Raw genomic sequence first — 18,170 nt, 5'->3', positions numbered from 1 at the left:
TATATTATGATATGATACAAACTAAAGGAGTGATAATATTATGAAAAATAATGGAAAACCCCTTTTTTTGTCAGATTTAACTTCAGAAGAATTTAATAGAGAAATTCTAAGGAAGAAGTGAAAAATGAATTAAAGAAAGAGCTGAAATTGGCTGAGGAAGGGAAAATATAAATTAATTAATATGTTTAATGGATACATTATGCCGCGTTTTATCGGTGTTTTGTATCTTTTTTTCTTTACAGTTGACAAGTAAATTTAAATTTGCAATATTCCTTATTTTTAATATAATACACATATTTCACCCTAATTAAAACAATTTTCTTAATAAAAATAAGAGAAGTTTAGCTTTTTTTTTTTTTTGGCACTCAAAAAAATAGGTATATCTAAATATTTATTTAATTTTTTGCAATTATTTGTTGTAAGTGTTAATATTCAAAAAGAGGTGGTTTTTATGAATATATTAGGTAAATATAAAATATATCTTATTATTCTGTCAATGATTTGTAGTTACACATTTGCAGAACATTATGATGTTGTAGGTGCACAAGGTTATGGTGTACATATAGATGATAAAAATGTAAAAGTGAATTTGAAATTGATGGATGATAAAGAATACAAAAAAATTAATGATATGGCAGAAAATGAAGTATTAAATAGACATACAACGGAGTTAGTAAAGTATTTCAATAATATTATTGATAATTCAAAATTTAACGATCGTATATATAATAATAGTATTATAAATATAACAAATGAATTAGAGAAAAAAATATTTAAAGATAATGATCCTGAAACATTCAGTATGTATACTGGTAGATTATATGGGTATTATTTTAAAGGAGAACAAGAATATAATAAGAATAATTCCGCTGAAAACCCAATGCCTAAAAATAAAGAGTCAGAAGATGAAATTATAAGAAGATATATTAGAGAAGGTTTAAGTAAGGATATAATAGAAATATATGGAAAAAATTTTAAAAAATTAAAGCAATCAAATGAAGAATTAAAAAATGAAATTAATAAAGAAATAAAAGATGTATTAATTGAAAAAGATGGTAAAAAATATTGCCCACCAAAAATAACTCTATTTTCAAATAATGCTGTTGTAAAAAAAGGCACATCTGGAGTTGGATATGAAGTTTTATCTGGTGAAAATAGTGCAGTTGTAGGTAATTATGCAAAGGCTAATTCTAATAATTCCGTTGTTGTAGGTACTTATGCAACTAGTAGTAACACAGAAAAAGCAATATTAAATGAAAATGGAATTCTTGAATATGCAAAGGATTTAGTTAAAAAAAATAAAGATGAAAATGAATATAAGAATTTTAAAATGCTAGCCAATCGTGAAGCAGATGATAAAAATATTCCTCAAGATAAACGTGAAGAGTTCATAAGAGACTATATTGAAAAGCAAATAGAAATTGAAGCAGGGACTTTAGCAAATAAGAAAAAAATACAAGAAGAGTTTTTTAAAGAATATGGTGAACATACTATAAAAAATGAAAAAGGAGAAGAAATTAAATTCTTCTTAAAGAAAAATTTAAATAGTCCTACTGATGACTATAACACAGTTATAGGATATTTTTCTCATGTTAAAGGTCAAAAAGGTACAGCAGTTGGAGCTTTTTCTAGAGCTTTAGATAATTCTGTAGCTTTAGGATTTAATGCTAAATCTTTAAGTAATAATTCAATAACAATAGGTGATAATACAGAAAATAAAACAAATAATTCTGTAGTTATAGGATATAATGCAAGTTCACCTAATGAAGAAAATAATAAATTTGAATCAAATGTAGTAATCGGTAATATGACTAAAGGTTTAGGAAAAGCTGTAGTATCTATAGGTAATACAGCTCAATCTACTGGTGAAAATAGTATATCCATGGGTAATACAGCTCAATCTACTGGTGAAAATAGTATATCTATAGGTAATGAAACTAAATCAATTAATAATGGTATAGCAATAGGAAATAAAGCATTTGCTTCAAATGATAATAGTAGTAGTACAATTGCTATAGGAGATGAAGCAAGTGCGACTTTTAATTCTGCAATTGCAATTGGTCATAATGCAAAAGCAGGTCAAATGGAAATAAGTATAGGATATAATGCAAATACATATAAAATAAGAGATAATATTGATCCTAGTGAAAATATTACGCTTGGGAATTATGCAGTTTCTAAAGGTTCAAGAAATATTGCTTTTGGAATGGAAAGCAGATCTGAAGGGTATAATAGTATTAGTATAGGAGAAGGTGCATTTTCAAAATCAACAAGTCCAGAAAAATTTGAAGCACCATCAATAGCATTAGGGCATAATGCAATAGCATTTGGTGGATCTATAGCACTTGGAAAATCTGCAACAATTGCTAAAGGTAAAAGAATTGTATTTAAGGATGAGAATGATAAAGAGAATAAGACAACAGGTGAAAATGCAGAATATGTATTTTCTAGTTATGAAAATGGCGAAATATATGGTTACAAAAAAGAAGATAATGAAATAATGCATGGTGTTGCAATAGGTGATTACAGTTTAACTAATACTGAAAATGGTGTAGCACTAGGTTCATATTCATTGAGTAATCGTGAAAAAGGTGTTTTAGGATATCTTTCACCTAATAATGCAGAAAATTATACATGGAAATCTACATATGGTGCAGTATCCATAGGTAATCCTGATAAAAAAATAACTCGTCAATTAACAGGACTTGCAGCAGGTAGTGAAGATACTGATGCAGTTAATGTTGCACAATTAAAAGAACTAAAAAACTATGTAGACTACTATTCAAACCCATTTGAGTATTATTCAAAAAAGGATAATAAAAAGGTATATAGAGATGCACAAGGATACTATGTTATAGAAAAAAATAACCGTAAAGATGTTAAAGCAGAAGATATTATCATAAAAGCAGTAGATAAATTACAAGTAGGTAATGTTGAAAGTTCTATTAACCCTACAACTGTATCACAAGGATCTACATCAGATAAGCCAAGTACTAAGCCAGATGATAATAATGATAATTATTTAGTTGTGGTTAAAGATTTAAAAACAATAAAAGGTAATGCAAAAAAAGATAAAATAGAATTCTCTACTTTTAAAACAGAAATTAATAATAATATAACTGAAATAAAAAATGATATTAAGGAAGTAAATAAGAAATCAGACCTAGCTTTAGGCGGAGTATCAAATGCAGTAGCTATAGCTAACTTACCTAATGTATCAGGAGATAAGAAGTTTAATTTAGCAACATCATATGGATATTATGGTGGTTCTCATGCAGTAGCTGTTGGATTTAGTGGAACAAATGATAATCAAAACTTTATCTACAAACTAAGTGGATCAGTTAATAGTAAGGGTAATCTTGCCTTTGGTATTGGTGCTGGAGTTATGATGGGTAGTGTAAATAGTAAGGATAAGATTATAGAAAAATTAATAGAAAAGGATAGAAATCAAGATGATGAAATAAAAGAATTAAAAAAAGAAAACAGTGCAATAAAGCAAAGAATGGTTCAACAAGATACAATAATACAAAAATTAGAATCAATTATTAGAAAATAAATAATAAGTATTTTGGCAAGTATATGAAAGTGTACTTGTCTTTTTACATACAGTTAAAAAATGTGAGATAATAAAACACAATATATAATAAAAAGTAATAATGTAGTCATTGATAAGTTAATAAAGGTATTTACTAATACTAAATAAGACCTTGAAAATAGAATGGGGGGGGGTACAATTATCTGAAATATTTTTAAGTTGAGGTATTAGTATGAAAAAAAGTGGTAAGAAAAAGATTAATTTAATTTTAATTATTTCAAGTATATTCCTTACAGGAGTAAGTAATATATATGCTAATGGAGATGTAGATAAAATAAATGATTATGTAGATGATCGAATAAATCAATGGTTAGACTATTTGGATGATGAATTAGGGAAAAAAATAGATAAAAAAATACCAAATGCAGTAAAAAAACAAATAGAAAAAGATTTAAAAAATATAGAAATTGGTAAATTTAAAACATCAAAAAATGGTGGAACGTATCCAGGCGTTAAAATAGAAATAAAAGAAGATGGTGAAAATGGAGGGGAAGCTAAATTTTCTGTAGGATTTATTAATCTTGATGGTAAAAATCAAATAATTTCAGGTGTAAGTATAGGTAATGAAAAATTTGTAAGAGGAGCATTTGCACAAACAAAGTTAGACTTAAATAACCATAATTTTAGTCTAGGAGCTTTACAATTTGATGGATTGCATGGGAATATATATACTGCTAATGATGATACTGCACAATACTTAGCAATGTTTAATAATAACGTGTATAAAGGAAAAGATAATTGGGGTAGACAAGATTTAAATTCTAACATTGCTTTGGGTTGGGGGAATAGTGCTGGAATGCAATTGAAACCAATTAAAAAGAAGATATCCAATGGTATAAAGGATAAAGAATTAATAATTGGCTATGAACAAGAAAGAGATAATCCTGGAATTAAGGAGAAAAATAAGCCTTATGCTATAAATTATGATTGGAAAAATAATTATTATAGTTTTAAAAAAAATTTGGTTTATTTGAAATGAATAAACCAAGTAATAATTCAACTGCTATAGGTGTTAGAAATGCTTCATATGGACAAGGAGCATTCGCAATAGGAATAGAAAGTGTTGCAGGTAATAAAGGAACATTTGCAGGTGGTGAAAATGCCATATCTTCAGGAATTCATTCAATTTCTTATGGATATAATACACTTTCAGCAGGTAAAGAATCAATATCATTTGGATATTATACTAAAGCTTATGGTAATAGTTCATTTGCGAGTGGTTATGAATCAGAAGCATATGGGAATAATGCAATTGCAATGGGTAGTTGGAGTTATGCAAAGGCTAAAAATTCACTTGCACTTTCAGGAGGAACTGTAGAACCTAGTGCAACTGAAGGAGTATCTATAGGAAAAGGTGCAGTAACAAAAATTGAAGAAGGATTTTCAATAGGTAGCGAAGCACTAGCAGATAGAGAAAAAGGGAAGTATGGATATAATGTTGTTGAAGATAAAGAATATACAAATAAAGATTTAGGATTAGATGAAAGTGTAAAATACACTGATTATATAAAAAAAATAAAAGATAAAAAACAGGAAATAAAGAATAATATTTATGACATAAAAAATTTAGAAAAAGAAAATGAAAAAAATGAAATTAATATAAAGGGTCTTAATGAATTTAATGAAACTAATGTCCATGAAAATTATATTTTGCAACAAATTAAAAAAACAAAAGATTCTTTGGAAAGAGATTTAAATGAAAAAAAAGTAAAAATAAAAAGTTTAAAAACTGAAAGAGAAACATTAGATACAGCATTAGAAGAATTAGAAGATAAAATTAAAGGAGTAACACCGTATTTTAGTACAGTTAGTGCAATATCTATAGGTAATCCTGATAAAGGTATAACTCGTCAATTAACAGGTCTTTCAGCAGGTAGTGAAGATACAGATGCAGTTAATGTTGCTCAATTAAAAGCAATGAGAAGTTATGTAGATAAAAAAGTTACATTAAAAGCAGGAAAGAGTGCATATGATATATGGGCTACATCATCTAAAGCTATTGAATATGCAGATAAGCATAATAAAAAATTGAAGGACTTAACTGAATTAGATTTTATTGATTCATTAAAAGGAGAACAAGGAATAAAAGGCGATGGTGAATCAGCATATCAAAGTTGGTTAAAGCAAGATGGTAATGCAGGCAAAAGTGAAGGAGACTTTGTTAAATGGTTAAAAGGCGATAAAGGTGATAAAGGGCAAGATGGAAAAAATGGAAAAGATGGACAAGATGGAAAGAGTGCCTTTGAAGTATGGAAAGAAAAGAAAAATAAGCCTAATGCTAAGGAAGAAGACTTTTTCAAGGATATAACAAAAGGTGCTGGTCTATTAGCCAAGGAAAAAGAAGAAATGAATAAAAAGATAGAGGATGCAAATAAGAAATCAGACCTAGCTTTAGGTGGAGTATCAAATGCAGTGGCTATGGCTAATCTACCACAAGTAATGGGAGATAAGAAGTTTAATTTAGCAGCATCATATGGATATTATGGAGGTTCTCATGCGTTAGCTATAGGCTTTAGTGGAACAAATGATAATCAAAACTTTATCTACAAACTAAGTGGATCAGTTAATAGTAAGGGTAATCTTGCCTTTGGTATTGGAGCTGGTGTTATGATGGGTAGTGTAAATAGTAAGGATAAGAAAATAGAAGAATTAACTAAACAAAATAATATATTTGCAGAAAATATTAGAAAACAAAATGAAAGAATTCAAAAACTAGAAGATATTGTGAAAAGATTAATGAATAAATAGTTAATAAACATTAATAGGAAAAAGATGAGGTATTGCAAACTGTTGCGAGCTTCATCTTTTTTGATGTTAAAAAATGTTTATATAAAATGCTAAAAAAGCCTTGAAAATATGCGGGGGGGGGTAGAATACAGAGTTGGAGGGGATTATATATGAATATAAATGACATTAAGTTTAGTTTTAAATTTAAACTTAAATTAATGATATTAACAATATTACCATTCTTATTCTATGGTAGTATAGGATACGCAGATAATATTAAAATATATGTTGATGCACAAAGTAAGAAAGTTTTAACAGAAGAAGAATACAATAAGCTTACAAATGAAGAAAAAAATAAGTATAAGCTAGTAGTTATTGATGAAAATAATAAAGCATATACAATAAATTTAAATGATGGATTACATTATATTTCAGTAAATTCAAATGAAACAGGTCCAAATAGTAATTATACTAATGATGGTGCTAAAGGAGGAGATAATGGTATTGTAATTGGTGTAAATTCTAAACTTACAGGTATAAAAAATGGTAAAAATAATAGTGTTGTTTTAGGTAATAATCTTGAAGTCGATGGTGCATATAATGTTGTTGTAGGAATAGATTACTATAATGGAGATAATAAGCTTACAAAAGTATCTGGAGAACACAATGTAGTTATAGGTCAAGGGAATTTAGTTGGATGGACAGCAATTAATAAAAATGCTGATAAAAAAAATGAATTAGCAGTATGGGAATACAATAAAAAAGGATCTGATCAAAATGTAGTTACTGGTATGACAAATACAATTAGTGGTGGTAGTGTTATTTTCGGTAAAAGTTCTAAAGTTGAAGATTTAGGAATGTCATTTGGATATGGGAATGAAGTTATAGGTTCAGAATCTAAATATAAATATGGGGAAAAAGAAAAAGAAAAAGAATACCGAGGAGGACAACATGGTTTAGCTTTAGGATCTTTTTTAGTTTCATCAGGTGAAGATGCTATATCAATTGGTCGTGATTCAAATGCTATAGGGAACTATACAATTGCAAGTGGTAGTAATTCAAATGCTATAGGACTAGCAAGTATGGCATATGGATATAAAGCAAATGTAAATGGTAACTGGTCATTAGCGATAGGACCTTATTCAAATGCTAATGTTGGATTTGCAACAGCATTAGGTGTAAGTTCAAAAGTAAATTATGAAACTGGTGTAGCTTTAGGTTATGGTTCTATATCAAATAGAGATAAAGGGACTTTAGGTTATGTTCCATTTGTTGATAAAGTAGATTTGAATAAAAAAATAGGGAATGATGAAAAATATGATGAATGGGTTAAGGCATATAATAATTTGAAAGTAAAAAAAGATGAATTAAAAACTAAGCCCGATGATAAAAATTTAAAAGAAGAGGTTGAAAGATTAAGTGCTGAAAATTCAATGGCATATAATAAGGCAATTTGTATGTGGAAATCAACAGGAGCTGCAGTATCTATAGGTAATGAAGATACAGGAATGACTCGTCAATTAACAGGACTTGCAGCAGGTAGTGAAGATACTGATGCAGTTAATGTTGCACAACTAAAACAAGTAATAAAGAACCAATATATAAATGTAAAAGCAGGAGAAAAAACTATAAACGTTAAATTAGGAGATACTTTGGTGTTAAAAGGAGATGGTATTGATATATCAGTAGATGATGATAAAACTAGTAAACAATCTCAAACAACACAACCTAATACTAGTAAACCTGCTGTAACACCACAAATTGCACCTACACCAACAGAAACTAAAACACCAAAAGAACATATAGCAACCTTTAAAGTAAATGAAAATGTTGGAGGTTCAAATACATTTGAATATGTTTTAGATGAAAAAGTTTTATCTGAAGAAGAATATTCTAAGTTAAAAAGTGATGAAAAAAAGAATGTAATATTACGTGTTAAAGATGGTGAAAAAGTCATAACAAATGTAGCTAATGGTGTCAAAGCTAAAGATGCAGTAAATGTAAGTCAATTAAAGGCTGTTAGAACAAAAGTAGAAAAGAATACTAGTGATATACAACAACTACAAAAAGATGTTAAAGAAGTAGATAAGAAATCAGACCTTGCTTTAGGTGGAGTATCAAATGCAGTGGCTATGGCTAATCTACCACAAGTAATGGGAGATAAGAAGTTTAATTTAGCAGCATCATATGGATATTATGGTGGTTCTCATGCAGTAGCTGTTGGATTTAGTGGAACAAATGATAATCAAAACTTTATCTACAAACTAAGTGGATCAGTTAATAGTAAGGGTAATCTTGCCTTTGGTATTGGAGCTGGAGTAATGCTTGGTAGTGTAAATAGTAAGGATAAGAGAATTAGTGATCTTGAAAATAGATTAAAAGAACAAACTGAAAAGACTAATAGATTAGAAAAACAACTTGAAAAAGTCATGAAAAGATTAGGTCAAAATTAAAATGCCAGATGTGTCTGGCATTTTTTAATCTATATTCTTTTCTTTCTTTAATGTTGGGAATAGGATTACATCTCTAATTGAGGCAGAATTTGTTAATAGCATTGTTAATCTATCAATACCTATTCCAAGACCTCCAGCAGGTGGCATTCCATATTCTAGGGCTCTGATATAGTCTAGGTCCATATCGCAAGCTTCATCGTCACCTTCTTGTTTTTTCTTAACTTGGTCTTCAAATCTAGCTTTTTGTTCCATAGGGTCATTTAGTTCTGAATATGCATTACCATATTCTCTACCAGTTATGAATAATTCAAATCTATCTACCCAGTCTTCACTCTTATATGAATTTTTAGATAAAGGTGAAATTTCTTTTGGATAAGTTGTAACAAAAGTAGGATTAATTAATGTAGATTCTACCTTTTCTTCAAATAGTAAGTTTAAGATACCATATTTAGTGTATTTAACCTTAGGATCTAAAGGTATATCTATGCTTTTAGCAAAGTTAATAGCTTCTTCATCAGATGTAACCTTATGTATATCAAATCCTGTCTTTTCCTTTACTATATCAGCCATAGTGACTCTTCTCCATGGTTTAGCAAGATTTATCATCTTACCTTCATATTCTAATTCATACTTACCGTATAATGTGAAAGCAAGAGAAGATATTAGATCTTCAGCTATATCCATCATGGTATTAAAATCAGCAAAAGCTTGATAAAGTTCCATCATTGTAAATTCTGGATTATGTTTAATTGAAATACCTTCATTTCTAAATGAACGGTTAATTTCAAATACCTTTTCAAATCCACCAACTAATAGTCTTTTTAAGTATAGTTCAGGTGCTATTCTTAAGTACATTTCTTGATCTAGTGCATTGTGGAAAGTTACGAAAGGTTTAGCGTTAGCCCCACTTGCAACTGGATGTAGCATAGGTGTTTCAACTTCGTAAAATCCCTTATTTTCCAAATATCTTCTGATGTAGCTAATAATCTTAAATCTTTTTTTCATTGTATCCATTACTTCATCATTCATGACAAGATCAACATATCTTTGTCTATATCTTAATTCAACATCAGTTAAACCATGAACCTTATCAGGTAATGGACGAATATTCTTAGATAAAACAGTGTATTTTATAGCTCTTAGTGTTAATTCACCAGTTTGAGTGTAGAATAGTCTACCTTCTATACCGATAAAATCACCAACACCAATATTTTTGAATATTTCATATTCTTGTTCGCCAACTTCACCTTTATTTACATATATTTGTATCTTACCTGATGGATCTTTTAAGTGAGCAAATCCATTTTTACCTATTCTTCTGTATGAAACTATACGTCCAGCGGTAATAAATATACGTTCGCTATCATCTTTGTTGTTCCAAATATCTTTTATCATATCTTTTTTATCAAAAAATCTACCATAAGGTTCTATATCCATATCACGTAGTTGTTGAACTTTTTTAAGTTTTTCACCCATGATATAGCTAGTTGTTTGTTCAGCCATTTTAATTTTCTCCTTTAAAATATATATTAATATTAATTTCAGATAAGAACTCATCATTTATTGAATATTCTTTAGCATTAATATTAATATGGTTATTAGTATTTCTTAAGAATATGGTTTTTATTTTAGTATTCATAACCATATTATCAAGTTTTAAAAAGGCGGTAGTATAGTTATCAAGGTCAAATACCTTAGTATAGCTAAGCTTATCGTCTTTTTTTATTGTAATCTTATTTTCTTCTAAAATTAAATAGAGTTTTTCATTTTCACAATAAAGAGTTTCTTTATTTAACCTAATAAATTCAAGATTTAATGAATCAATATTCTCAGTATTGCTATCATAGTAATTAAATACACTACAGATATCTATATTAATCATTTTCTTCTATTCTTCTTCTTCATCTTCAAGTAAATCATTTATGAAGCTATCATCATCTATATCACTATCATAAATATCTTTATCATCATTGTCATCATAATCAAATACAGGATAATTACTTTTTTCATTGTCATCAACAAAATCATCAAATTCATTATCGTCATCATCATTATGACCTTCTATGTATTTTGATTCATATTCATAATCATCATCTAAATCACCAAAATCAGGATCTTCATCTAATGATTGTCTTTGAAAACATTCAAAAACATATTCTTCTTCATCATCATCTAGTAAGTAAAGTTCTTCTTCATCCTCGTCAACTTTAAACGCCCTTTTTTGACCATAGTCATTTTCACCAATAATATATTCGTTATCCTTTATTTTAACATTTCCAATACATGTAAAATATTCTAATTCTCCGTCAATAGTGTAAGTAAACTCATCATCGTATGAGTACATATTCAACCTCCATTATTTATGATATTTTATATTATTTATTATACAGATAGATCTGTATATTTGTTCTAATAGTATTAATCTAAATAGTTGATGGGGGAAGGTAAACTTAGAAAAACAAAGTGAATAATCACATTTTTCTCGTACCATATTATTTATTCCTTTAGATCCTCCTATTAAAAAGGATATTTCACTGTAATTAATAGTAAGTTTAGATATTTTATTAGATAATTCTACAGAATCAAGTTCTTTTCCTTTTAAATCAAGAAGTATAGTATAACCTTTAGTTTTTTCAAGATAAGCTAATATTCTATTAGATTCTATATCGACAGAAGTGGCATTGTCAGCCTCTTCAGCCAATTCTACAATTTTTAAGCTAACATACTTAGAAAGACGTTTAGAAAATTCCTTTATTCCGTCGTTAATATACTGTTCTTTTACTTTTCCAACTGTGATTATATTAATTTTTAGCATATAATATCCTACCTTATTATACATATTTTAAAAAAAATTACAAGTAAAAACTAAATTTTTCTTTTAGATAATTTGTCTAATTGATTTTTCGTTACTGTAGAGATTACGGGTCTACCATGAGGACAGTTAAACTTATTTATTTCATGCAGCTTATTAACTAATTCAGTCATTTGATTATAGCTTAATTTTTGACCAGCCATAATAGAAGTTCTACAAGCCATAGAGATTATTACTTTTTCTCTAATATCTGTAACAGTTTTATTCTCCATTAGGCATTCTATTATGCCTTTAATAATTCTTTCATTTGAGTTTCTAAGTTCAAAATCTGGAACAGCACGTATAATTATTTCAGTTTCACTTATTTCATCAAGTTCAAATTTAAAATCTTCAAATATTTTAATATTAGCAAGTAATACATTTTTTTCTGTAAGAGATAGTTCTATTACCTCAGGTATTAGTAGCTGTTTTTTTGCCATTTGTTGATTGTAGTATTTGTCCTTAAGTGCTTCATAAGTTATTCTTTCATGCATGGCATGTTGATCGTAAAAATCAAGGCTATCCTTGTTTTTTACTATAATATACGTATCAAATACTTGGGCTAATATATCATAGTTATTTTTTTCTACGACATCATCATGAGCATCATATGTGAATAATTCTTGTTGTGTTGTACTAACATTTTCATTTATTGAAACTTCTTTTTGTTCATGTATGACAGGAGTATAGGTTTTTCTATCATCTTCATAGAAAAATTCTTCTATACTAGTTCTAATTTGCTTGTATACAATCTTATCATCTGAAAATTTAATAATCTTTTTTGAGGGATGTACATTCACATCAATTTGCGTAGGGTCTATGTCATATAGAATGAGTGCAAAAGGGTATTTATGTTTCATTAATTTGGTATAGTATCCATCAATTACTGCACGTTCAATTATGTTAGATTTACAGTATCTATTGTTTATGTAGGTGTAGATATAGTTTTTAGTGCCACGGTAAATTTCTTGATTACCAAGATAGCCATACTTAAACTTTTTTAAATTCTTAAATATATTTTTACCTAGTAGTTCTATTATGGTATTATCCATGTTAGTTCCTGAAGTTGAGAATATTACTTTAGAATCTATTATTAATTTAGTTTTAATTATTGGATTAGACAGAGCCAATTTAACTAATATATCTTTTATTGCACTTATTTCAGTTTTTTCTTTTCTTAAAAATTTTTTTCTAGCTGGTGTATTGTAGAATAGATCACGTATTTCAATAATACAACCAGTCTTCATTGCAACACTTGTATCGTTTATTATATTCCCACCATATACCGTTATTTTCGTACCTAGTTTATCAGTATCTGTTTTACTTGATATACATAATTTTGAAACACTAGAAATAGAGGCAAGTGCTTCACCCCTAAAACCAAATGTTTTAAGATTAAATATATCCTCTTTTTTTTGTAATTTAGATGTTGCATGACGTTGTATACATAGGTATACGTCTTCTTTTTTCATACCTATACCATCATCAACAATTTTAAAATAGCTTAAATCACTTTTCATACTGATTTCTATACTAGAACTTTTAGCATCGACACTGTTTTCATAGAGTTCTTTTAGCATAGATGCAGGATTTTCAACAACTTCACCTGCGGCAATAATGTTAGAAACATTTTCATCAAGAATTTTAATAATACCCATAAATCACCTCATAATAAAAACTAGAGTTAGTACCAAATTTTTGGATGCCTTTTACGAAAAGACAAGTGGCAGGTATTTAGAAAACGTGTACAGAATCCGTTTAAGCTCTAAGTCATTCGTGATTAACCTGAGGCACGTAATCTAGGGACACCCCCAGTAAATTTGAGTAAAGCCCAAAAATTTGTTAGTACTCTAAACTCTAGTTTTATAATTTATTATATCAGTTAAACATAATATTGTCTATAATTTTTTTAACTGTAAGTCCTTTTCTAATTGCTTTTCGTCAACATCACTAGGAGCATCAGTTAATAGATCTTGTCCTTTATTTGTCTTAGGGAATGGTATAACTTCTTTAATAGAATTTTGATTTAGCATAACCATCAACCAACGATCAATACCGAATGCTAGTCCCCCATGAGGTGGAACTCCGTATTTTAGTGCTTCAAGTAGGAAACCAAATTTATCTACTTGTTGTTCTTTATCAATTAGTAATCTATCGAATACTAATGATTGAAGATTAGAATCATGTATTCTAATACCTCCACCACCAATTTCATATCCATTAAGTACTATGTCATAAGTGTCAGACTTAATATATTTTAAGTCATTCTTTTCTAATAGAGGAATATCTTCCTTTTTCAACATAGTAAATGGATGGTGACATGCCTTATATCTTTGTTCTTCTTCGCTATATTCAAACATAGGGAAGTCAACAACCCATAAGAAGTTAAATTTATCTTTATCAATTAAGTTAAGTTCATCAGCAATCTTAAGACGTAGAGCACCAAGACTAGATAAAACTATTTCTTTTGTGTCTGAGATTATTAGAGCTGTTTCATTATTTTCTAAATGAAGTACAGATTCTAACTTATCAATTGTTTCTTTTTCAAAGAATTTTAATATTGGTGAACTTAATTCATTATTTTCTTTTTTAACGAAGGCTAGACCCTTTGCGTGATAATATGTCTTAACAAAGTCTTCATAGTCTTTAACATTTTTTCTAGATAGTAGCTTATTAACTACAATAGCCTTTATATATTCAGCATTATCAAAGATACTAAATCCTTTGTTTTGAACACAGTCTTTAATATCTATTAACTTCATTTCAAATCTTGTATCTGGTTTGTCTGATCCATAAAATTCCATAGCATCATTGTATTCTATACGAGGGAAAGTATAGTCAATAGTCTTACCAGTTACATCATGAAATACTTTTTTAGCTAATTTTTCAGCCATATTTATTATATCTTCTTGTTCAACAAATGACATTTCTATATCCAATTGTGTAAATTCAGGTTGTCTATCAGCTCTTAAGTCTTCATCTCTAAAACATTTAGCTAGTTGATAGTATTTATCAAGACCAGCAATCATAAGAGTTTGTTTGAATAATTGAGGTGATTGAGGAAGAGCATAAAAACTTCCTTTTTGAATTCTACTAGGGACTATAAAGTCACGAGCACCTTCTGGTGTAGCTTTAGCTAGTACTGGTGTGTCAATATCTAGAAAGCCATTTTGGTTTAGAAATTCTCTCATTGAGAATAGCATAGTATTTCTTTTAATAATATTATTTAACATTCTAGGTTTTCTTAAATCAAGATATCTGTATTTTAGTCTTAAACTTTCATTTGCAACTTCTTCATCATTAATTTCAAACGGTAAGGCCTTAGACTTACTTAAAATTTCTATACTATTAGCTAATACTTCAATATCTCCAGTATCTAATTTAGGATTTTTAGAAGATCTTTCTTGTACTAAACCAGTTACTTTTAAGACATATTCATTTTTAATATCTTTAACTAAGTCGGTAAGGTCATCTTTAACTAAAATTTGTGTAATTCCATATCTATCACGTAAATCAATAAATGCAAATGATCCAAGATTACGTATAGTAGATACCCAACCTGAAAGAGTAACAGTTTTACCACAATCAGCTATTCTTAATTCATTTAGCTTATTTGTTCTATACATATTATAGTTCTCCTTTCAATTCATTTAATTTTACAGTCTTTTGTAAACCAGTTTCAAAGTCCTTAATTGATACACTATTATTCTTGTATTCATCTTCACCTAGTATTAAAACACGAGAAGCATTTAACTTATTAGCCTTTTTCATTTGAGAACTAAAGTTTTTAATAGTATATTCATAATTAATTTCTGCATCACAGTCTTTTAATTCATTTAAGACATCAAACAAGTAATCTTTAGTTTCTTCAAAGTAGGCTATAAAGATTTTTTCTTTCTTTTTAGGTAGTAGGGTTTCATCTAGTAATAGTAAGATTCTTTCTATACCAGCAGCAAAACCAATAGCAGGTATAGACTTATTCGCTAAGTTTTCAATTAGCTTGTCATATCTACCACCACCTAATACAGTTGATTGAGAACCTAATGCGTTTGATTTAATTTCAAATACAGTATCGCTATAATAGTCCAAACCACGTACAAGCTTGTTATTAACCACATATTTAATATTAAATTTATCTAGGTAGTGTAAAACATCTTTAAAGTACTTGGTACTTTCATCATCAAAGTAGTCGTATAAGCTAGGTGCATTACTAACAATTTCATCATCATCTTTAGAATCTAAAACTCTTAATGGATTTTTATAGCATCTAACTTTAGATATTTCTGATAATTTATCATAGTTTTTAATTAAGTATTCTTGTAGAGCTTTAATATATTTAACTCTAGATTCCTTATTCCCTAAACTATTAATTTCAAGAGTTAAATTTTTAATACCTAGCTTATCTAAAAATTCTAAAGCCATAGATATTAGGCTTGCATCAAGTAGGGGATTTCTAATTCCAAAGCATTCAACACCAGTTTGATTAAATTCTCTATATCTTCCTTTTTGAGGAGCTTCATATCTGTACATACTTCCGTAATAGTACCATTTTGTAACTGGTTGTATGTTGTATAATTTAGCTTCTAAAAATGCTCTTACAGCACCAGCAGTACCCTCAGGTCTTAGTGCAACATTTCTATCACCTTTATCTTTGAATACATACATTTCTTTAGAAACTACATCTGTTTCATCACCTACAGATCTTTTAAATAGGTCTAGTTCTTCTAATATGGGTGTAATTATTCTTGAGTAACCATATCTTGTAAATACTTCATCAGCTGTCTTAGTTACAAAAGAAAACTTATCCATATTATCATAGTGTATATCTTTCATACCTTTTAAAATTTGTATCATTTAATAATCTCCTTTACAAATTTTAGTATTTCATTTTGAATATCTTCTATATCTTTTATACTATCATTTATTGTACAATTAATGATTTTCATATCGTACATTTTAGCAATTTTTTTTGTAACATCATATGCACGCTTTTTTTGTTTTTCATCAGCTTCTAATATATCTTTTTTCATACTTCCATTTATCTTATTTTTTCTATTTTTTATAAGAAGATTTGAATATGTATAAGGCATATCCAATAGAATTATTAAGTCTGGAGTAGGAAGGTTAAATTTATTCCATTCAAGATCTATTATCCACTTATTGTATTCCATAAATTCTTTTTCATCTGTTATACGATTACCTTGGTGTATAATATTAGAAATAGTATATCTATCTGCTATTATTATATACCCTTCGTTATATAGCTTTTCCCATGTAGTCTTAAATGAAGCATATCTATCAACAGCATAGAAGGTAGATGATGCAAAAACATTTACATCATCGTTATTACCAAATTCACCATTTAAGTACATTTTAACAGGATAACAAGCATTACTTTCATAATTAGGGAAAGTAATTTTTTTAACCTTATACCCTAAATTTGATAAATTCTCATACAAAAGATTAGATTGTGTTTGTTTACCACTACCATCAGTACCTTCTATAACAATTAATTTTCCTATCATAATAGATTGATACCTGCTTTTTCACAAGCTTCTTCAATATCTTTTGTCCAAAGAGATGCTTGAACTTCACCTATATGGGCAGTTTTTAAGAATAACATACAAATTCTTGATTGACCTATTCCACCACCTATAGTTAATGGTAATTCGTCATTTAATAGCATTTTATGGAAGTTTGATTGTTCTTTTACATTAGCTTTTTCTAATTGTTCTAATAAAGCTTTTTTATCAACTCTAATACCCATAGAAGATAATTCATATGGTATATCTAAAACTTCGTTATATACAATAATATCTCCATTTAATTTCCAGTCATCATAGTCAGGAGCACGTCCGTCATGTTTTTGTCCATTAGATAAAAGATCTCCTATTTTCATAATGAAAACAGCACCATATTTTTTAGCTATTTCTTTTTCTCTTTCTTTTGGACTAAGATTAGGATACATATCTAATAATTCTTGTGAAGTTAAGAAGAAGATATCCTTACTTAAGAATTTTTTGTAATCAGGTATTTTTTTAGATAACATATCTTCAGTTCTTAAAAATACACTGTATATTTTTTTAACCATAGTTTTTAAGAAGTCAATATTTCTATCTTCTTTAGTTATTATTGCTTCCCAGTCCCATTGGTCAACGTAAATAGAGTGTAGATTATCTAATTCTTCATCACGTCTAATAGCATTCATATCTGTATAAATTCCATAACCAGTTTGTACACCATATCTTTTTAATGCAAATCTCTTCCATTTTGCAAGAGAGTGAACTATTTCTATTTGTCTTCCTGGTTCTTCTAACATATCAAAGCTAACTGGTCTTTCAACACCATTTAAAGTGTCATTGAATCCAGATTCTTTTCTAACGAAAAGTGGTGCAGAAAGTCTTGTTAATTTTAATTCTTTTGCAAGTTCTACTTGAAAGAAGTCTTTAATTAATTTAATTAATATTTCTGTTTCAAGTATAGTATGTTTTGATTTATATCCTTTAGGTATAATTGTGTTTGCCATAAGTGTCTCCTTTTATTT

The 18,170-nt window shown here is 28.3% G+C and carries 13 protein-coding genes; 4 read left to right on the top strand and 9 right to left on the bottom strand.

Annotation, left to right across the window (positions count from 1 at the left end):
* Positions 1–451 precede the first annotated feature (451 nt).
* The 4 genes from VC03_RS05040 (at position 452) to VC03_RS06885 (ending at position 8,775) form a co-directional block, all read left to right on the top strand.
* Complete coding sequence (locus VC03_RS05040; RefSeq protein ID WP_046328950.1) at positions 452–3,556, top strand: YadA-like family protein; 3,105 nt, start codon at positions 452–454, stop codon at positions 3,554–3,556.
* 211 nt (positions 3,557–3,767) lie between these two features.
* Positions 3,768–4,574, top strand: coding sequence for a hypothetical protein (locus VC03_RS05035; RefSeq protein WP_046328949.1), 807 nt, complete (start codon positions 3,768–3,770; stop codon positions 4,572–4,574).
* Entirely contained in the window at positions 4,571–6,343 is a 1,773-nt protein-coding gene (locus VC03_RS06890; protein WP_046328948.1) for a YadA-like family protein, read from the top strand. The genes VC03_RS05035 and VC03_RS06890 overlap by 4 nt, the downstream gene beginning before the upstream one ends.
* A 149-nt stretch (positions 6,344–6,492) precedes the next feature.
* The gene (locus VC03_RS06885) at positions 6,493–8,775 is read left to right on the top strand and encodes a YadA family autotransporter adhesin (RefSeq protein WP_046328947.1); all 2,283 of its coding nucleotides are present in this window, start codon (positions 6,493–6,495) and stop codon (positions 8,773–8,775) included.
* Positions 8,776–8,799: 24 nt separating this feature from the next.
* Here VC03_RS06885 and lysS read toward each other — a convergent pair whose 3' ends face one another.
* The 9 genes from lysS to asnA form a co-directional block, all read right to left on the bottom strand.
* Positions 8,800–10,278 (bottom strand): lysine--tRNA ligase, encoded by a 1,479-nt coding sequence (gene lysS, locus VC03_RS05020; protein ID WP_046328946.1) that lies wholly within the window; start codon positions 10,276–10,278, stop codon positions 8,800–8,802.
* A gap of 1 nt (position 10,279) precedes the next feature.
* On the bottom strand, positions 10,280–10,657 hold the full coding sequence (locus tag VC03_RS05015; RefSeq protein WP_046328945.1) for a hypothetical protein: 378 nt from the start codon (positions 10,655–10,657) through the stop codon (positions 10,280–10,282).
* A gap of 6 nt (positions 10,658–10,663) precedes the next feature.
* Entirely contained in the window at positions 10,664–11,119 is a 456-nt protein-coding gene (locus VC03_RS05010; protein WP_046328944.1) for a hypothetical protein, read from the bottom strand.
* A gap of 12 nt (positions 11,120–11,131) precedes the next feature.
* Positions 11,132–11,590 (bottom strand): 23S rRNA (pseudouridine(1915)-N(3))-methyltransferase RlmH, encoded by a 459-nt coding sequence (locus tag VC03_RS05005; protein WP_046328943.1) that lies wholly within the window; start codon positions 11,588–11,590, stop codon positions 11,132–11,134.
* A gap of 50 nt (positions 11,591–11,640) precedes the next feature.
* Positions 11,641–13,284, bottom strand: a complete 1,644-nt coding sequence (gene mutL / locus VC03_RS05000) for a DNA mismatch repair endonuclease MutL (protein ID WP_046328942.1) — start codon at positions 13,282–13,284, stop codon at positions 11,641–11,643.
* Between the two features lie 240 nt (positions 13,285–13,524).
* Positions 13,525–15,252: an aspartate--tRNA ligase gene (aspS, locus tag VC03_RS04995; RefSeq protein WP_046328941.1), complete on the bottom strand. Its 1,728-nt coding sequence runs from the start codon at positions 15,250–15,252 to the stop codon at positions 13,525–13,527.
* A 1-nt stretch (position 15,253) separates the two neighbouring features.
* Positions 15,254–16,480, bottom strand: coding sequence for a histidine--tRNA ligase (hisS, locus tag VC03_RS04990; RefSeq protein ID WP_046328940.1), 1,227 nt, complete (start codon positions 16,478–16,480; stop codon positions 15,254–15,256).
* On the bottom strand, positions 16,477–17,148 hold the full coding sequence (locus tag VC03_RS04985) for a dTMP kinase (RefSeq protein WP_046329313.1): 672 nt from the start codon (positions 17,146–17,148) through the stop codon (positions 16,477–16,479). Before VC03_RS04985 ends, hisS begins: the two co-directional genes overlap by 4 nt.
* On the bottom strand, positions 17,148–18,152 hold the full coding sequence (gene asnA, locus VC03_RS04980) for an aspartate--ammonia ligase (RefSeq protein WP_046328939.1): 1,005 nt from the start codon (positions 18,150–18,152) through the stop codon (positions 17,148–17,150). The genes VC03_RS04985 and asnA overlap by 1 nt, the downstream gene beginning before the upstream one ends.
* Positions 18,153–18,170: the final 18 nt, after the last annotated feature.

This window comes from Sneathia vaginalis, assembly GCF_000973085.1.
GTDB lineage: Bacteria > Fusobacteriota > Fusobacteriia > Fusobacteriales > Leptotrichiaceae > Sneathia > Sneathia vaginalis.
Note: the sequence above shows the minus strand (reverse complement) of the source record. Positions and strands in the feature narration are given on the sequence as shown.

What these genes read in the sequence shown, in the direction of transcription:
- mutL (WP_046328942.1), bottom strand. Translation starts at nt 13,284, where the DNA reads ATGGGTATTATTAAAATTCTTGATGAAAATGTTTCTAACATTATTGCC.
- lysS (WP_046328946.1), bottom strand. Translation starts at nt 10,278, where the DNA reads ATGGCTGAACAAACAACTAGCTATATCATGGGTGAAAAACTTAAAAAA.
- VC03_RS05010 (WP_046328944.1), bottom strand. Translation starts at nt 11,119, where the DNA reads ATGTACTCATACGATGATGAGTTTACTTACACTATTGACGGAGAATTA.
- hisS (WP_046328940.1), bottom strand. Translation starts at nt 16,480, where the DNA reads ATGATACAAATTTTAAAAGGTATGAAAGATATACACTATGATAATATG.
- VC03_RS06885 (WP_046328947.1), top strand. Translation starts at nt 6,493, where the DNA reads ATGAATATAAATGACATTAAGTTTAGTTTTAAATTTAAACTTAAATTA.
- VC03_RS05005 (WP_046328943.1), bottom strand. Translation starts at nt 11,590, where the DNA reads ATGCTAAAAATTAATATAATCACAGTTGGAAAAGTAAAAGAACAGTAT.
- VC03_RS05040 (WP_046328950.1), top strand. Translation starts at nt 452, where the DNA reads ATGAATATATTAGGTAAATATAAAATATATCTTATTATTCTGTCAATG.
- VC03_RS05015 (WP_046328945.1), bottom strand. Translation starts at nt 10,657, where the DNA reads ATGATTAATATAGATATCTGTAGTGTATTTAATTACTATGATAGCAAT.
- VC03_RS06890 (WP_046328948.1), top strand. Translation starts at nt 4,571, where the DNA reads ATGAATAAACCAAGTAATAATTCAACTGCTATAGGTGTTAGAAATGCT.
- VC03_RS05035 (WP_046328949.1), top strand. Translation starts at nt 3,768, where the DNA reads ATGAAAAAAAGTGGTAAGAAAAAGATTAATTTAATTTTAATTATTTCA.
- aspS (WP_046328941.1), bottom strand. Translation starts at nt 15,252, where the DNA reads ATGTATAGAACAAATAAGCTAAATGAATTAAGAATAGCTGATTGTGGT.
- asnA (WP_046328939.1), bottom strand. Translation starts at nt 18,152, where the DNA reads ATGGCAAACACAATTATACCTAAAGGATATAAATCAAAACATACTATA.